A 15,730-nucleotide genomic window follows, 5' to 3' on the forward strand; every position below is an offset into this window, starting at 1 on the left:
TTCATGCAGAATCTTCTATGAAAAGAATTATTAACCTTTTGCTGCTGGCCGTAGCGATGACTGCGGTCTGTGCTGCTTCGTCAAGACCGGCGCATGGCTACCCTATTGATCCGGTTCCGTTCACATCAGTCCGGGTGACCGATGGCTTCTGGTGGCAGAGGCTGAAAGCGAGTCGGGAAGTCACCATTCCCCTTGCCTTCTCCAAGTGTGAGGAGTCAGGGCGATATAGAAATTTTGTCAATGCCGCCAATCCTTCAGACACTATTGCTGTCGGTGGATTTTCATTTGATGACACCGATGTGTACAAGACCATTGAAGGAGCAAGCTATCTGCTGCAGACATATCCCGACAAACAACTCGAACACTACATCGACAGCATACTCGTCATAGTGGCCGCAGCTCAAGAGCCGGACGGATATCTTTACACAAGCCGTACCATGAACCCTGAGCATCCTCACAAATGGGCCGGGTCAAAACGCTGGGAGAAGGTTGAGGAACTCAGCCATGAATTCTACAATCTCGGCCACATGGTGGATGGAGCCGTGGCTCACTATCAGGCCACGGGCAAACGTAACTTTCTTGACATTGCTGTCAGATATGCCGACTGTGTGTGCCGCGCCATCGGCGACAAGCCTGGGCAGCTGACGCTTGTGCCCGGACATCAGATTGCAGAAATGGCTCTTGCCAGACTCTATCTCGTCACCGGTGACAGAAAATATCTCGACCAGGCCGCATTCTTTCTCGACAAACGTGGCCGTACTTCTCGGCGCGATGCCTACAGTCAGGCCCACAAGCCGGTCACGGAGCAGGACGAAGCCGTGGGTCATGCTGTCAGGGCGGCATATATGTATGCCGGAATGGCTGATGTTGCCGCTCTTACCGGTGATTCGGCTTACATAAAGGCCATCGACCGGATTTGGAATAATATTGTGGGGATGAAATACTATATTACCGGCGGCATAGGCGCTACTGCTGACGGCGAAGCTTTCGGAGCAAACTTCGAATTGCCTAACATGTCGGCCTACTGCGAGACATGCGCGGCCATCGGCAATGTATATGTAAACCACAGGCTCTTCTTGCTGCATGGCGAGTCGAAATACTATGACGTGCTTGAGCGCACCTTGTACAACGGACTTATATCTGGGGTCTCGCTTGACGGCGGAAGTTTTTTCTATCCCAATCCGCTTGAGTCGGCAGGGCAGCATCAGCGCGCCCCTTGGTTTGGATGTGCGTGCTGTCCGTCAAACATCTGTCGCTTCATACCCTCGCTGCCAGGCTATGTCTATGCCGTAAGAGACCGCGACGTATATGTCAACCTCTTCATGTCAAACACGGCCCGGCTCGATGTGGCCGGCAAGCGGCTTGATCTCAGCCAGAATACCGCCTATCCCTGGAACGGCGACATATCGTTATCTGTTGACAGTAACAAAGCCGGCCGCTTCAGAATGATGATACGTATTCCGGGTTGGGTTGTCAACAGGCCGGTTCCGAGTGATCTCTACACATACACCGACGGCAAGAATCCCTCCTGGCATGTGAAGATCAATGGGCGAAATGCCGGCGGAGAGCTTGAAAACGGTTATCTTGCCATTGACCGGAATTGGAAAAAAGGTGACCGGGTGGAGATACATTTCGACATGGAGCCCTGCACGGTTAAAGCTGACAACCGTGTTGTGGCCGATAGCGGACGCATCTGTCTGGAGCGAGGCCCTATTGTATATTGTGCCGAATGGCCTGACAACAAATTTAATCTGCCTTCAGTACTTCTGAACCGCCATCCTGAAATCAGAGTGGAGAATGCCCCCGGACAGCTTTGCGGCATAGTCCGACTCGTGGCAGATGCCCAAAAGCTCGGATATGGCGCTGATGGCCGTCTTGTGTCTGAAGATATCAGCCTGACTCTCATACCTTATTATGCCTGGGCGCATCGCGGACCCGGTCAGATGGCTGTCTGGCTTCCGCAGTCACTGAACGCAGTCGTCCCGGAGCAATAGCCAACTCCGATAATCCATAAAAAGCAACTTGCCCCGCTTCCTGCTTGCAGGCGGCGGGGCAAGTTGTTGAGGATTAGATAATAAAAAATTGATTGTCTCTCGACAACCAATCTTAGTTAACCTTAAATCTAATACCATGAAAAACACGTTACAAAGGTAGGCACTTTTTGGATAACCTCCAAATTCGCGGCGATAAAAGTGTATTAATTTAACATATTTTACAACAAATTGTTTTCAAAAGGCGCTTTTGGGTGATATTTTGGCAGAAACAGCCATCATGGCTGGCAATTTGCTACAATGCGCCGCGCCTGTAGCCTGGTCCCTCGTTGACGGTCGAAATGCGGTTTGCATCAACACCAAAAATTTCGTATCTTTGCCTAATCAGTAATCCAATTCTGTTTCCACCACAAAATTATGAGCGAGGATACATTCACACCAGATGCTATAGACGACCCTGAAGAAAGCCGGGAAGAAACACAGCCCGTGCGCAAAGACGGATTTGATCCGCGGATAATTGTCGACACGTCAAACGACACCATCCGCCATCAGCTCCGCGGCATGTTTCAGAGCTGGTTTCTTGACTATGCGAGCTATGTGATTCTTGAACGCGCCGTCCCCAACATCGAGGACGGTCTGAAGCCCGTGCAGCGGCGCATCCTCCATGCCATGAAGCTGCTCGACGACGGTCGCTTCAATAAGGTGGCAAACATCGTGGGCCACACCATGCAGTTCCATCCCCACGGCGATGCCTCCATATACGAGGCCCTCGTGCAGCTCGGACAGAAAGAACTGCTGGTGGAGACTCAGGGTAACTGGGGCAACACGCTGACCGGTGCTTCGGCCGCTGCAGGCCGATATATCGAGGCGCGGCTCTCGCAGTTTGCTCTCGACGTGGTCTACAATCCCAAGGTCACAGACTGGACTCTCAGCTACGACGGACGAAAGAAAGAGCCCGTAACTCTGCCCGTAAAATTCCCGCTTCTGCTCTCCAAGGGAGCCGAGGGTATCGCCGTAGGTCTCTCCTCGAAGATCCTGCCCCACAACTTCAATGAGATCATAGACGCAGCCGTGGCCTATCTCCGCGGTGAGGAATTCACCCTTTACCCCGACTTCTACACCGGAGGCTTCATCGATGTCTCGCGCTATAACGACGGCGAACGTGGCGGCGTGGTCAAAATCCGCGCCAAGATCGAGAAGATCGACAACAAGACCCTCGCCATCACCGAAATTCCCTACGGCAAGACCACTGCCACCCTCATCGAGTCGATTGTAAAGGCCCAGGAGGCAGGAAAGATCAAGATAAGGAGCGTGGATGACAACACCGGCGAACATGCCAACGTCATCGTCTACCTCCAGCCCGGCACCTCAAGCGACAAGACCATCGATGCGCTCTATGCCTTTACTGACTGCGAGGTGTCCATCTCGCCGAACTGCTGTGTCATCTCCGAAAACAAACCCCACTTCATAGGCGTCAGCGATGTGCTGCGCCACAACGTAGACTCAACCCGCACCATACTCGGAAAGGAGCTGCAGATCCAGCTCGGCGAAGTGCGCGAGCAGCTCCACTTCGCATCGCTCGAACGTATCTTCATCGAAGAGCGCATCTACAAGGACAAGGGCTACGAAGAAAGCGAGAGCCGGGCGCAGGCCATAGAGCACATCCGCGGCCGTCTCGAAAAATTCAAAGACAAGTTCATCCGCGAGATAACCGACGATGACATCATCCGCCTCTTCGAAATCAAGATGGGGCGCATCCTTAAGTTCAACGTCGACAAATGCGAGGAGCAGATCGCGGCTTTCAACGACCGCATCAGCGATCTCAATTCCAAACTGGAACGCCTGACCGACTATACCATTGAATGGTACGAGAACCTCAAGCGCAAATACGGCGATGCCTACCCGCGCATGACAGTGCTCCGCAACTTCGACAATATCCAGGCGGCATCCGTGGCCGAGGCCAACGAGAAGCTCTACATCAACCGCGAGGAGGGCTTCATCGGCACCTCGCTCAAAAAAGACGAGTTCCTATGCAACTGTTCGTCGATCGACGATGTGATCATCTTCTATAAGGATGGACGCTACAAGGTGGTCAGAGTCCAGGAAAAACTGTTCATTGACAAGAACGTGCTTCACGTCGACGTGTTCAAGCGCAACGACAAGCGCACCGTCTACAATGTCATCTATCAGGACGGCAAGGGCGGCACATATTATATGAAACGCTTCTTTGTCACAGGCATCACCCGCGACAAGGAATACAACGTCACCGGCGGCAAACCCGGAAGCCGCGTCTGCTGGTTCACCGTCAACCCCAACGGCGAGGCCGAGGTGGTCAAAGTGACCCTCAAGCCAAAACTCAGGCTCAAGACCCTGCAGTTTGACGTCGACTTCTCGAAAATCAACATCAAGGGGCGAGCCTCGCTGGGCAACATCGTGACCCGCAACGAAGTCCACCGCTTCTCGCTCAAGGAGAAAGGCCGCTCGACCCTGGGCGGACGCGATGTCTGGTATGATCCTGACGTGATGCGCCTCAACTATGACGGTCGCGGCGAATATCTCGGCGAATTCAACAGTGGCGACCTTGTGCTCGTCATCCAGAAAAACGGGGAGTACTACACATCCACCTTCGAGGCCTCGAACCATTATCCCGACAACATTCTGCGCATCGAGAAATTCGCCCCCCATAAGGTCTGGACCGCCATTCTCGATGACGCCGACCAGAAATATCCCTACATCAAGCGCTTCACCTTCGAACCCACGGCAAAACCACAGCGCTATCTCGGCGACAACGAGAAGTCATCGCTGCTGCTGCTCAGTGACGAGCCTGGCCTGCATGTCGAGGTAGTCTTCGGCGGAGCCGACTCTTTCCGCCCGGCTATGGAGATCGTGGCCCGCGATTTTATCGCTGTCAAATCTGTCAAGGCCAAAGGCAAGCGCCTGACAACCTTCGCCATCGACCATATCACGGAACTCGAACCTATAGCGACCGAGGATATCCTCGATGAAGATGACGCCGAGCCGGGCCAATCCTCCGAAAGCGCCGATCAGGAGTCTGAAGACGTGGCTGAACCTGAGAAGAGCGACGATGAGGTGCGCGACGAACTCACCGGACAGCACCGTCTGTTTTAGGACACCTACTCTGACACCCCTCTTGAAACAGTCTCTGAAATGAAAGTCCGAAAAGCACTTCTCTCACTCGCCTCGCTGCTGCTCTGCCTGCCGGCTTCCGGCATGCGGCCCGTGGCCGACGCAGATACAGCCGCCACCGTAGTGCGTCCGGTTTTTGCAGCCTACACTCTGGAATATGGCTCGGCCCACTTGACTGACACCTATCTGACTCCGCTGAGATATGAAGGCTGGCATGCCGGATTTGACTATCAGCGCTATCAGGCCATGCGCTTCGCCCCGCGCGACTGGACCATGCGCCTGCACATGAATCTCAGCGTTGACAAGACCGACAATCCCGCCCGCAACGCATCGATGTGGGACATCATGCTCTCCGCCGACTGGGGTATGATGCGCAGATTCCGCCCGCTCACAGGCCTCACTCTTGCAGCCGGCGCATCAACCGGAATCGAACTCGGCTGCCTCTACAACCCCCGCAACGGCAACAACCCGGCCTCGGCCAAAGCCGCCTGGACTGTCAACCTGACCGGATTCGCCTCATACAGTCTCCGCATCTGGCGCCTGCCGGTTACTTTCACCTATCAGCCCACACTCCCGGTCACCGGCCTCTTCTTCTCGCCTGACTACGGCGAACTCTACTATGAGATCTACCTCGGCGACCATTCAGGCCTGACTCACTGCGCCTGGTGGGGCAACTATTTCAGGCTCGACAATCAGCTGAGCGCCGATCTTCACTTCGGATCGACGAATCTGCGCCTGGGCTACCACGGCACAGTCTTCTCATCGAAAGTCAACCATCTCGTGACCAACAGATTCACCCATGCGCTCTCAGTCGGTGTCAGCGGTGAATGGATGTCAGTCAACCCGCGCAAAGGCCTTCCTCGGAAAGTCCGCATGATCAGCGCGCTCTACTGATCAGCCGTCACGCCACGCTCACCCCGTCATCCCCCCCTCATTCCCGATCATTCATGAAATCAACCCTCTCAATCATAAGCGCACTGATTCTCTCGGCCTTCATGAGCTCCTGCCACGATGTCCGTGAATACGCCGATGATCCACGCGGCAATTTCGAAGCACTCTGGACAATTCTTGACGAACACTACTGCTTCTTCAGCCAGAAAGACATAGACTGGGATGCCGTATATGACACCTACGCCCGGCGCATCGGCCCTGAAATGACGGGCGAAGAACTTTTCATTGTCTGCGCCGACATGCTTGACGAACTGCGCGACGGCCATGTCAACCTCTCGGCGGCATTCAACACCTCCTACTATCGCAAATGGTGGAGCGACTACCCGCAGAACTTCTCGCTGCGCCTGATCGAGGAATCGTATTTCAACTTCAACTACCGCCAGAGTTCCGGAATGCTCTACGGTATTCTCCGCGAGAACATCGGCTATATCTACTACGGATCTTTCGCCAACCCTGTGGGAGAAGGCAATCTCGACAATGTGCTTTATTTCCTGAAAAATACCCAGGGGCTGATCATTGATGTCCGTGACAACGGCGGAGGCGATCTGACCAACGTGCGCACTCTTGTGAGCCGCTTCATCACCCGCCCGACCGTGGTGGGCTACATCTCCCACAAGACCGGTCCGGCCCACGATGCTTTTTCAGAACCTATGGAGATCACCTATAATCCCGCCGACATAGGCCGCATACGCTGGGGCAAACCGGTCATAGTGCTGACAAACCGGTCTACATTCTCTGCAGCCAACAATTTTGCCTCTGTGATGAAACTTCTGCCCGGAGTCAGACTGGTCGGAGCCACAACCGGCGGGGGTAGCGGAATGCCCTATTCGTCCGAACTGCCTAACGGATGGGGAGTGCGTTTTTCGGCCTGCTCAATGCTTGATGCCGAAGGCCGGAGCACTGAAGCCGGCGTAGAGCCTACAGAAGGCTGTGCGGTCGACATGGACCCCCTCCAGGCCCTCTCAGGCAAAGACACCATCCTTGAATTCGCCCTCGACCTTCTCCAGAATCCCCGATAGCCTCAATCTTCGAGATTTATGAGGTCATAAAACATTAAACGTGTAGGTTTTTCGCTATCGGTACTATTGAGATAAAGGAAGCCGTTTTTAAGATAAAATTCCTCTGCGGTGCGATATGCGTCTACCGTCATAAACCGACATCCGGTTTTATTGTCTGATACGAAATATCGTTTCATGAAATCCAACAATATAGAGCCGATATGCTTTCCTCTGATGTCATTGCTTAATGCAAAGCGACATAATTTTACAGAGGGATAATTTGTCAGTCTTTTTTCATTGACAAACCGATGTTTGCGGAATTTATTAAATTCATTGTTAGACGGAAAGTCTTTAATCGTGATTCTGTCATTTGCAAGGCTGAAATAACCGACTACTTTTTTATCAGAATTCCGTTCAATGATATAAGTGACAGCCAATAAAGCCTCTCTGTATAGGGGCGCATCGTTTAGTATAAAGTCATCTAAGTCATCATCGCCACATGAAAAAGCGGTGATGTACTCTTTTAAATCGAGTTTACGTATGCCATAATCACGATAAAATTCTTCAAAATTCATTTTTTTTGATTACGGGCTAACATTTTTATGACTGTATCATAGGCCGCCTTGATCTGGGCTTTACGTTCGGTGGTTTCCGGACGTGGGGTATTCATCAGCTCAACGAACCGACGGGCATCTTCTCCACTTAGGATAGGGGTATCTTGAATTGGTCGTGCCATATCTTTATTATAATTGAATACAAATATATAACAATTTTTGAAATAAAATAATCATCGGGTGATGACCCGGTATTCGGTCGGACCGCCTGAATGCACGTGGTAGCGCCTCAGAGCATAGCCGCGGTCTGCGGCAGGGCCGGTCAGCGGATTGCCGTGTGTGGCTCCGTAGATGTCGAAAGTGCTCCCGCACTGCGGACAGCGGGCCTCGGTTGCCCCCGGAGCTACCTCGATGCGCACCGTCGGGCGTGCCTCAACCGGGCAGGCGAGGTCATAGACATAGAGCTCGCCGAGCACATCAGTGGCCAGCAGCAGACCTCCGAAACCGGTGCGGTCAAGAGCCGTGTATGGGAAATCGGCAGGAATTCTTTCAGAGGAAGTAAAGATATAGCGTTTCGAGTCAGCGGCATCGCCTTTGACGCCGTGGATGTTCCAGTCGCCAACGGTCAGAAAAGTCAGCCGCACCTCCGCATAGGGGATGCGGTCATCGTCGACCGACTCGCATGAAACGAGCGCGCCCGTCACCGCTGAGGCGGCGAGCGCTGTCAAAAGGGCGGGAATCCGGAGGAGTGGACGGATTGTCATGTCTGTCTTGGAGAGTTGCTTATATATATATGTGTGTAAAGATCTCTTACTTGAAGAGCGAGGTGAAGACTTCGCCGAATTTGTTGGCGGCCTCCTGGAGCTTGTTGCCGATAAACGGGCGCAGCATCGGGGGAATCTCTATCTTGATAGCCGGAGTAAGCACGGTTGATTCCGGGCCCTCTTCCTTAAGGTTGATGTTGAGCGAAAGAGGCACGGGGCAGCCTTCGGCTGCGAAGCCTACGTGGGTGGGAGCTGTGCGCTCGCTGATGCGGAACACGATCTGGCCGATCGAAGGTGCGTCCATGCGCACGGTTTCGCCGTCGAATTCCACTCCGTTGAGCTGTTCGCGCTGTTCGGCGGGAAGCTGCTCTACGAGGTCGCGGTATTGCGACAGGTCTGCTACTTTTTCGTAGATCTGGTTGATGGGGCGGGGCAGGGTTACGGGTTTGCCGGTGTAGGTTGCCATTGGTTCGGGGTGAAGATTTTGAAAAAAGCCACCTGACCGAGGGCTGACAGCCGTTGATCGGGTGGCTTCTGATGGGGTTATTACGTTTTTTTGAGTGTTCTGCTGCTTATTCAGCCTCAGTAGAAGCGGCGGGAGTCCAGAGAGAGGGATCTTTGCGCCATTCCTTCAGAGTGTCTACATCGTTCTCGTGGATGAAGCCTGATTCGAGAGCGGCGGTGATGAGTGCCGAATAGTTCGAAAGGGTGATGAGGTTGACATTGGCATCTTTGAAGCGCTTTGTGGCCACGGGGAATTCATAACTGAAGATAGCCACCATGCCGATCACTTCGCAGCCGGCGTTGCGGATTGCCTCCACAGCCTTGAGGCTGCTGCCGCCGGTCGACACGAGATCTTCTATCACCACTACTTTCTGGCCGGGACGCAGATCGCCTTCGATGAGATTTTCGAGTCCGTGGTCTTTCGGGGTTGAGCGGACATAGACGTAGGGAAGGCCAAGGGTGTCAGACACGAGCGCGCCCTGGGCGATAGCTCCTGTTGCCACACCTGCTATGGCATCGACATCACCGAAGTTTTCGAGGATGATGCGGCTGAGCTCGACCTTGATGAAGTTTCGGACATCGGGATAAGAGAGAGTCTTGCGGTTGTCCGTGTAGATGGGTGAGTTCCAGCCGGATGCCCAGGTGAAAGGATTGTCAGGCTGCAGTTTGATTGCGCTGATCTTCAGGAGCTTCTCGGCAAGAATAAGGTCAAGATGTTTCATTTTTTGAATGAGGGAATAATGAAAATAATGGACTGATTATAATTCAAAGTGCAAAATTAGAATATCCTGCGCTCAATTGCAACTTTTTTTAGTTTACGTTTCTTAATGACTGCTTTGAAAAATAGACATTTGAAAAACAGACAGGCCACCGCTGACCCGATATTTGCCGGACCCTCTCCGGTGTTTCACAGGCGGATAGATAAAAAAGGAGATGTCTCACGACATCTCCTTTCCTTTTTAAACCTTTATCTTAATCTAATACTATGAAAAACACACATGCAAATGTAAGGATTAAAATTGGAACATTTGCACATCATAGCGTATATTTAACAATATTTGGCTAAAAATTAGAAAATAGATCAAAAAATGGCCTCTAAGCCCCCAAAGAGCTGTCTCGGATCTTGAAAAGAGCATAAATTTGATGTAACTTTGCATTTGAAAGGGATGCAAAATCAGTGAGGTTGTTAGAAACGACCTTTAATACAATAGTTAAACGAATGAAACATCTGTATGTGACCGATATGGACGGGACTCTGCTTGGACGCGACAGCCGAGTCAGTTCAAGAAGCGCGGAGATAATCTCTCGGCTCTCAAAGTCTGGAGTTCCGGTGACCGTAGCAACGGCCCGCACTCCGGCTACAGTCGAGATGCTCCTCGAAGACACATATATTAATATACCTGCCATCGTAATGACCGGTGCCGCTATGTGGGACCGCGTCAGCCAGCGTTACATGGATGTCATGTATCCCGAAGCCGATGCGGCCTGGAGGGTGATGTGCTGTTGCCGCGAGCATGGGGTCAATCCATTTGTCTACGTGCTCCGTGACGACACCATGCTTGAGGTCTACCACAACGGACGCATGAATTCGCGCGAATGGAAGTTCTATGAAGAGCGCTGCGGCCTCACCCGCAAGCGTTTTATCTTCGATGATCCTCACGCCTATGAGGAGCCACAGGCCGGAACGGTACTGATTTTTGCCGTGGGAGAGGGCAGGGCCATCGAGTCGGTGGCCGCAGAACTGATGGCCGACGGTCGCCTTTCAGTATCTTCTTACCGCGACATCTTCAACCCCGATGTGGCCTACCTTGAAGTCTTTGCGGCCGGCGTAAGCAAAGCCGCGGCCATCGGGAAACTCGCACGGCAGATCGGTGCCGACACAGTGACGGTCTATGGTGACAATCTCAACGATCTTTCGATGTTTGCCGTGGCTGACGATGCCGTGGCGGTTGACAATGCCATGCCGGGCGTGATGGAGAAAGCCGACCGCCGGATCGGAGCCAACTACGAGGATGCCGTGGCGCTTGACATGGCTATGTGTGCGCGCGCCGAAGGCTTCAGAGTATGACCAGTGTGATGCCCATGAGCGCCATCCCGACCACCACGCCTATGAGCGACAGATGGTGATGACCGAAACTTTCGGCGCCGGGAAGAAGTTCGTCAAAGGCTATGTAGACCATTATTCCCGCAACCACGGCCAGACAGACGGCATTGACCACCGGCGACCATAACGGCAGCAGAAAAGCCATGCCTACCAGTGCGCCAGCCGGTTCAGCCAGCCCTGACAAGAGCGAATAGAAAAAAGCCTTGCGCCGGTTGCCCGTAGAGTGGTAGATCGGCACCGACACGGCTATCCCCTCCGGAATATTGTGTATGGCTATGGCTATGACGATCGGCAGTGCCATTTCGAGCCCGTCGAGTGCCGAGATAAAAGTGGCCATGCCTTCCGGAAAGTTGTGAATGCCTATGGCCATTGCGAGCATTATGCCGGTGCGTTTCATCTTGTGGTGACTGTGGCCGTCAGTGAGCTCCTCCATCGAATGGGCTTCGTGAGGATTCTCATCGGCAGGCACGAGCCAGTCTATCAGCGCTATCAGGCCTATGCCTCCGAAAAATGCCGCGAGCATTGCAGCCGCGGCCGTCCGCTCTGGCATGACCGTGGCCAGTCCCTCGGAGGCTTCCGGCATTAGCTCCATGAAGGAAATATAGATCATCACACCGGCCGACAGCCCCAGCGCCCCGGCCAGCAGGCGGGTGTCGGTGTGGCGTGTGAAAAACGAGATCATGGCCCCGATTCCGGTCGAAAGTCCGGCGAAGAGGGTCAGCAGCAGCGCTATTAATATGGTTGAAAAATCCGGCATGTACTCTGATTGCAGATAGTTGTATTGTCAATTGATTAACATGCGGGAACCTGACTTGGTTTGTCCCGCTCAGTTATAGGCCGGAACTTTCGGGGCCACCACCGGAATCTTGAATCCGAGCCTGGCAATGAGTATGCTCATCAGTGGGGTCAGTATGTTGAAGATACAGCAGGGCGCATAGGCTAAGGTGCTCACACCAAGCACCGTTGACTGGGTGATGCCGCAGGAGTTCCACGGTATCAGCACCGAAGTCACCGAGATCGAATCTTCCATCGAACGGCTGAGAAGCCTGGCTTCGAGACGGTTGCGGCGATAGAGCGGGCGATACATGTTGCCTGTGATAATGAGCGAGAGATACTGGTCGGCAGTGGCGCAGTTCATGGCCAGACCGCTCGCCACGGTGGCGCTTACAATCCCCGTGCGGCGGCGCAGGCGGCTGGTAAACGCCTCGGTAAGACTTGTGAGCATACCTGTGCCTATCATGGCCGATCCGAAAATCATGGCGCTGAGCACCAGATAGACCGTAGGGAGCATACCGAGTATGCCGCCGGTAGCTGAGAGCTCGTCAAGAGCCCCATTGCCGGTCGACAGCGATGACCCGTTCCAGAGCGCAGGCAGCAGATCGGCCGCGCCAATTGACAGCTGCGGCTGGAGCAGGAAAATGCCCGCCGCGCCGAAAATCGTGGCCGCGGTCAGCACAAAGATCGTCTTTACTCGCATGATGATCAGCACAAGTGTCAGTGCCGGAATAGCCATTGTCCAGGGCGAGAGATTAAATGTCGATCCGAGCGCATCGAGCAGCGGAGCCGACTCCGGCGAGGGTGACAGACTGGAGGTCAGACCCACGGTCAGAAACACCAGCAGTGCTATGGTCATGGCCGGCACAGTGGTGAACATCAGATAGCGTATGTGGTCGAAGAGATCCACTCCGGCCGTCGACGAGGCCACCACCGTAGTGTCGCTCAGCGGAGAGACCTTGTCGCCGAAATAGGCCCCTGAGATTATAGCACCCGCAATCCAGGGATCGCTGTAGCCCATCACTTCGCCTATTCCCAAAAAGGCCACGCCGATGGTCGCGATAGTGGTCCATGAACTGCCCGTAGCCACGGAGATCACCGAACATACCGCGCAGGTGATTATCAGAAAGAACTTAGGCGACAGCAGATGAAGCCCGTAGGATATGAGCGTTGGCACCACCCCTGAAAGCATCCAGGTGGTGGCCACGGTGGCAATGCAGATCAGAATCGGCACAGCCGGAAGAATCTGTATGGCGCTGCGGCGCAGCCCCGTGATAAGGCTCCGGCGGGTGGCAATACCCCCTATGGCGCTGAGACCGAGCGAGAGAGCCGCCGCCGTCAGCAGTATCCACGGGCCGAGTTCCGAAACGGCATCGGCGCCACGGGCAATGATTACCGAAATGAGGGTAACGAGCAGAAAAGCGAGAGGGATGAGCGAGATTGTGACTGCGGGAGAGAGACGGCGGCCAAAAATTTTTGATCTGTTCAATTCAACTGACGGTTTATGAAAGTAAATATTCTTGGAAACTGTTGGAAACACATTGTTACTGCACGGCTGATCACAGCCTGACAGAGTCTGGTGGGATGAGGCTACACTTATCTTTTCGGACATCGACATGTCACTTGGAAGCACACATCGCGTTAATAATCGTGAAAAGCAATTCTGAATATCGCAGCGTCATCCTTTTCGTGCCTACAAAATTACAAAAAAATCCCCGATTGGCATTCGTTGCGGATCACAAACTCCGCTAAAAGGTCAAAAGGCATGTTAAAACCCCTTGCCCCCCTTCCGCTCAGTCTTGACATTCCCGCCCGCATCCCATCCGGAACCGTAAATCGGTGTCCTCGACCGGACACCCAATGCAAGATGAATAGCTAACCCGTGACACCTTTGCGCTCTGCGCTGCGGTGTCACGGGCTACGAGTAAATCTGCGTCCTCCGGACGCCCCCGCAGGCGGATGTTGTCCGCCGATGTGTCCCCCTGATGGTCTTGCGGGTAGCGGGTGTCCGTCAGGACACCGATTTAATAGTAGCCCCCGACACCGCAGCGCAGAGCGCGCAGGTGTCGGGGGTAAAATATATTCACGTAAATGAGGTGTCCGGACGAGGACACCGATTTACCGTTCCGGACGGCCCCATCGTGGGTATGCGTTCGCCAATATGGGTCTCCGGACGGCCCCGTGATCAGATCGCCTCGTCTTCAACGGTTTCGAGCAGGTCGGCATCAGTCGGCGCAGGAGAATCGGAAGTCGCGGCTTCGAGCTTCTTCATGATAGAGAAGATGAAAGCGGCCGAAACAAGACAGATGGTCACAAGGATACCCCAGAGCATCGCCGTCGAAATCTTGCCCCAGAGGAGCATCGGGATCGACACCAGATAGTTGCCCACAGCCGTAGCCGCGAACCAACCGCCCATCATCGAGCCTTTGAGTTTCGGAGGAGCCACCTTGCTGACAAAACTGATGCCCATCGGCGAAAGCAGAAGCTCAGCAAAAGTCAGCAGCAGATAAGTGGAAATAAGCCAGTTGGGCGACACTGACGCCGAGGTGCCGGTGATGGCCAGCGAACCGACGAGCATCACGCCGTAGGCCACGGCGGCCATGATCATGCCGTAGCCGATCTTGCGGGGAGCCGAAGGCTCGCTCTTGCGCTTGGCCAGCCAGCCGAAGAAGGCAAGCGAGAAGGGGGTGAGAGCCACTACATAGAATGGATTGAACTGCTGATACTCCTGCGGCTGGATGCCGGTGAGCGGATCGGGTGTCACAGAATAGAAATACCAGAGCGCCCAGCCCACCAGGCCGATGATGGCCACCGAGATCACGCGGCTGAGAGTGCCCTTCGACTGGAAGAGATTGAAGGCTGCATAGACACCTACGGCGATGCTCAGAAGAGCCCACACATTGAATCCGATGCGGGTCCAGCCTCCGGCTTCGGGCGAGGTGCAGCTCTTGGCGAATTCCGTCAGCGTAGCGCCGTTCTGGTGGAACACCATCCAGAAGAAGATCACCACTGCGAAGACGAGCAGCAGTGCCACCACTCGCTGCTTGGTCTGCGTCGGAGTGAGTTCCGGACCGCTTTCAGCCACAGCCTTTGCCGCTCCGGGCTGCTTCTTGTCGGTGAGGATATGGGCATAGGTGCGGCGTCCGAGGAAATAGATCAGGAAGCTGACTATGAGCGAGCCGCAGGCAATGGCAAAAGCATAGCTGTAGCCCGCCGAGAGGGTCGAGATATAGTTTGTGGCAAAAGCCGCGAGGTCGGTCCCGGCGTTCATGCCGTGGTCGGCCGCGGTGGTTATGAGTTCTGCACCGTTTTCTGTACCGTCGAGATAGGCGTTGCATATAGCGGGCAGCGATGCGGCATAGGTCAGGCCTTGCGCCTTCATGGCGAGGTTACACATGGCTGTGGCCGCCATCGGAGCAAACATCGAGCCGATGTTGATAGCCATGTAGAAGAGCGAGAATGCCGCGTCGCGCTGTCCGCTGTAGCGGGCTTCGTTGTAGAGATCGCCCACCATCACCTGGAGATTGCCCTTGAAAAGGCCTGTGCCGCAGGCTATGAGCACGAGTGCGGCGCAGAGTATCACGAGCGAGGTGGTGCTGCGGATGTCAGTCGGGATGGCCATGACCATATAGCCGGCAAACATGACGGCCAGACCTGTGACCACACACTTGGAGAAGCTCCATTTGTCAGCCACCCAGCCGCCTATCAGAGGCATGAAATAGACAAGGGCGAGGAAGCCCGCGTAGATCTGGCCCGACACGGTGGAGTCAAGGCCGAATTTGGCCTGCAGGAAGAGCAGGAAGATGGCAAGCATGGTGTAGTAGCCGAAACGTTCGCCGGTGTTGGCGAGCGCGAGCACATAGAGGCCTGCCGGTTGGTTTTTGAACATGGCGATTTTTGCAAAATATCGGAGAGGACCGCTGTGAGGGGTCCTCTCCGGGGT

The 15,730-nt window shown here is 54.3% G+C and carries 13 protein-coding genes; 5 read left to right on the forward strand and 8 right to left on the reverse strand.

The features are described from left to right. Nucleotides 1–56: 56 nt before the first annotated feature. The 4 genes from FDZ78_RS07845 (at nucleotide 57) to FDZ78_RS07860 (ending at nucleotide 7,108) form a co-directional block, all read left to right on the forward strand. Nucleotides 57–1,994 (forward strand): glycoside hydrolase family 127 protein, encoded by a 1,938-nt coding sequence (locus FDZ78_RS07845; RefSeq protein ID WP_240740388.1) that lies wholly within the window; start codon nucleotides 57–59, stop codon nucleotides 1,992–1,994. A 414-nt stretch (nucleotides 1,995–2,408) separates the two neighbouring features. After that, complete coding sequence (locus FDZ78_RS07850; protein ID WP_107031172.1) at nucleotides 2,409–5,120, forward strand: DNA gyrase/topoisomerase IV subunit A; 2,712 nt, start codon at nucleotides 2,409–2,411, stop codon at nucleotides 5,118–5,120. A 39-nt stretch (nucleotides 5,121–5,159) separates the two neighbouring features. Continuing rightward, nucleotides 5,160–6,032: a DUF3316 domain-containing protein gene (locus FDZ78_RS07855; protein WP_136408366.1), complete on the forward strand. Its 873-nt coding sequence runs from the start codon at nucleotides 5,160–5,162 to the stop codon at nucleotides 6,030–6,032. Between the two features lie 53 nt (nucleotides 6,033–6,085). Continuing rightward, nucleotides 6,086–7,108 carry a S41 family peptidase gene (locus tag FDZ78_RS07860; RefSeq protein WP_136408367.1) on the forward strand — a complete coding sequence of 341 codons (1,023 nt, stop codon included), beginning with the start codon at nucleotides 6,086–6,088 and terminating at the stop codon, nucleotides 7,106–7,108. A gap of 2 nt (nucleotides 7,109–7,110) precedes the next feature. On the opposite strand, the gene FDZ78_RS07865 is transcribed toward FDZ78_RS07860, so the two are convergent. The 5 genes from FDZ78_RS07865 to pyrE form a co-directional block, all read right to left on the reverse strand. Next, entirely contained in the window at nucleotides 7,111–7,662 is a 552-nt protein-coding gene (locus FDZ78_RS07865) for a GNAT family N-acetyltransferase (protein WP_123398119.1), read from the reverse strand. Next, nucleotides 7,659–7,823 carry a hypothetical protein gene (locus tag FDZ78_RS14620; protein WP_168181998.1) on the reverse strand — a complete coding sequence of 55 codons (165 nt, stop codon included), beginning with the start codon at nucleotides 7,821–7,823 and terminating at the stop codon, nucleotides 7,659–7,661. The genes FDZ78_RS07865 and FDZ78_RS14620 overlap by 4 nt, the downstream gene beginning before the upstream one ends. Before the next feature lie 51 nt (nucleotides 7,824–7,874). Next, on the reverse strand, nucleotides 7,875–8,405 hold the full coding sequence (locus FDZ78_RS07870; protein ID WP_107031176.1) for a hypothetical protein: 531 nt from the start codon (nucleotides 8,403–8,405) through the stop codon (nucleotides 7,875–7,877). Nucleotides 8,406–8,451: 46 nt separating this feature from the next. After that, nucleotides 8,452–8,871: a hypothetical protein gene (locus FDZ78_RS07875; RefSeq protein WP_107031177.1), complete on the reverse strand. Its 420-nt coding sequence runs from the start codon at nucleotides 8,869–8,871 to the stop codon at nucleotides 8,452–8,454. 106 nt (nucleotides 8,872–8,977) lie between these two features. Beyond that, nucleotides 8,978–9,631, reverse strand: coding sequence for an orotate phosphoribosyltransferase (gene pyrE, locus FDZ78_RS07880; RefSeq protein WP_107031178.1), 654 nt, complete (start codon nucleotides 9,629–9,631; stop codon nucleotides 8,978–8,980). A gap of 497 nt (nucleotides 9,632–10,128) precedes the next feature. Between pyrE and FDZ78_RS07885 the strand changes: the two genes are divergently transcribed. After that, the gene (locus tag FDZ78_RS07885; protein WP_123398121.1) at nucleotides 10,129–10,977 is read left to right on the forward strand and encodes an HAD-IIB family hydrolase; all 849 of its coding nucleotides are present in this window, start codon (nucleotides 10,129–10,131) and stop codon (nucleotides 10,975–10,977) included. On the opposite strand, the gene zupT is transcribed toward FDZ78_RS07885, so the two are convergent. The 3 genes from zupT to FDZ78_RS07900 form a co-directional block, all read right to left on the reverse strand. Then, nucleotides 10,967–11,770, reverse strand: a complete 804-nt coding sequence (gene zupT, locus FDZ78_RS07890; RefSeq protein WP_123398122.1) for a zinc transporter ZupT — start codon at nucleotides 11,768–11,770, stop codon at nucleotides 10,967–10,969. The two genes, FDZ78_RS07885 and zupT, sit on opposite strands and share 11 nt — an antisense overlap. Nucleotides 11,771–11,839: 69 nt before the next feature. Beyond that, on the reverse strand, nucleotides 11,840–13,276 hold the full coding sequence (locus FDZ78_RS07895) for a Na+/H+ antiporter NhaC family protein (protein WP_240597562.1): 1,437 nt from the start codon (nucleotides 13,274–13,276) through the stop codon (nucleotides 11,840–11,842). A gap of 696 nt (nucleotides 13,277–13,972) precedes the next feature. After that, the gene (locus FDZ78_RS07900) at nucleotides 13,973–15,676 is read right to left on the reverse strand and encodes a peptide MFS transporter (protein ID WP_136408368.1); all 1,704 of its coding nucleotides are present in this window, start codon (nucleotides 15,674–15,676) and stop codon (nucleotides 13,973–13,975) included. Nucleotides 15,677–15,730: the final 54 nt, after the last annotated feature.

The sequence above is a fragment of the Duncaniella sp. B8 genome (assembly GCF_005304985.1).
GTDB lineage: Bacteria > Bacteroidota > Bacteroidia > Bacteroidales > Muribaculaceae > Duncaniella > Duncaniella muris.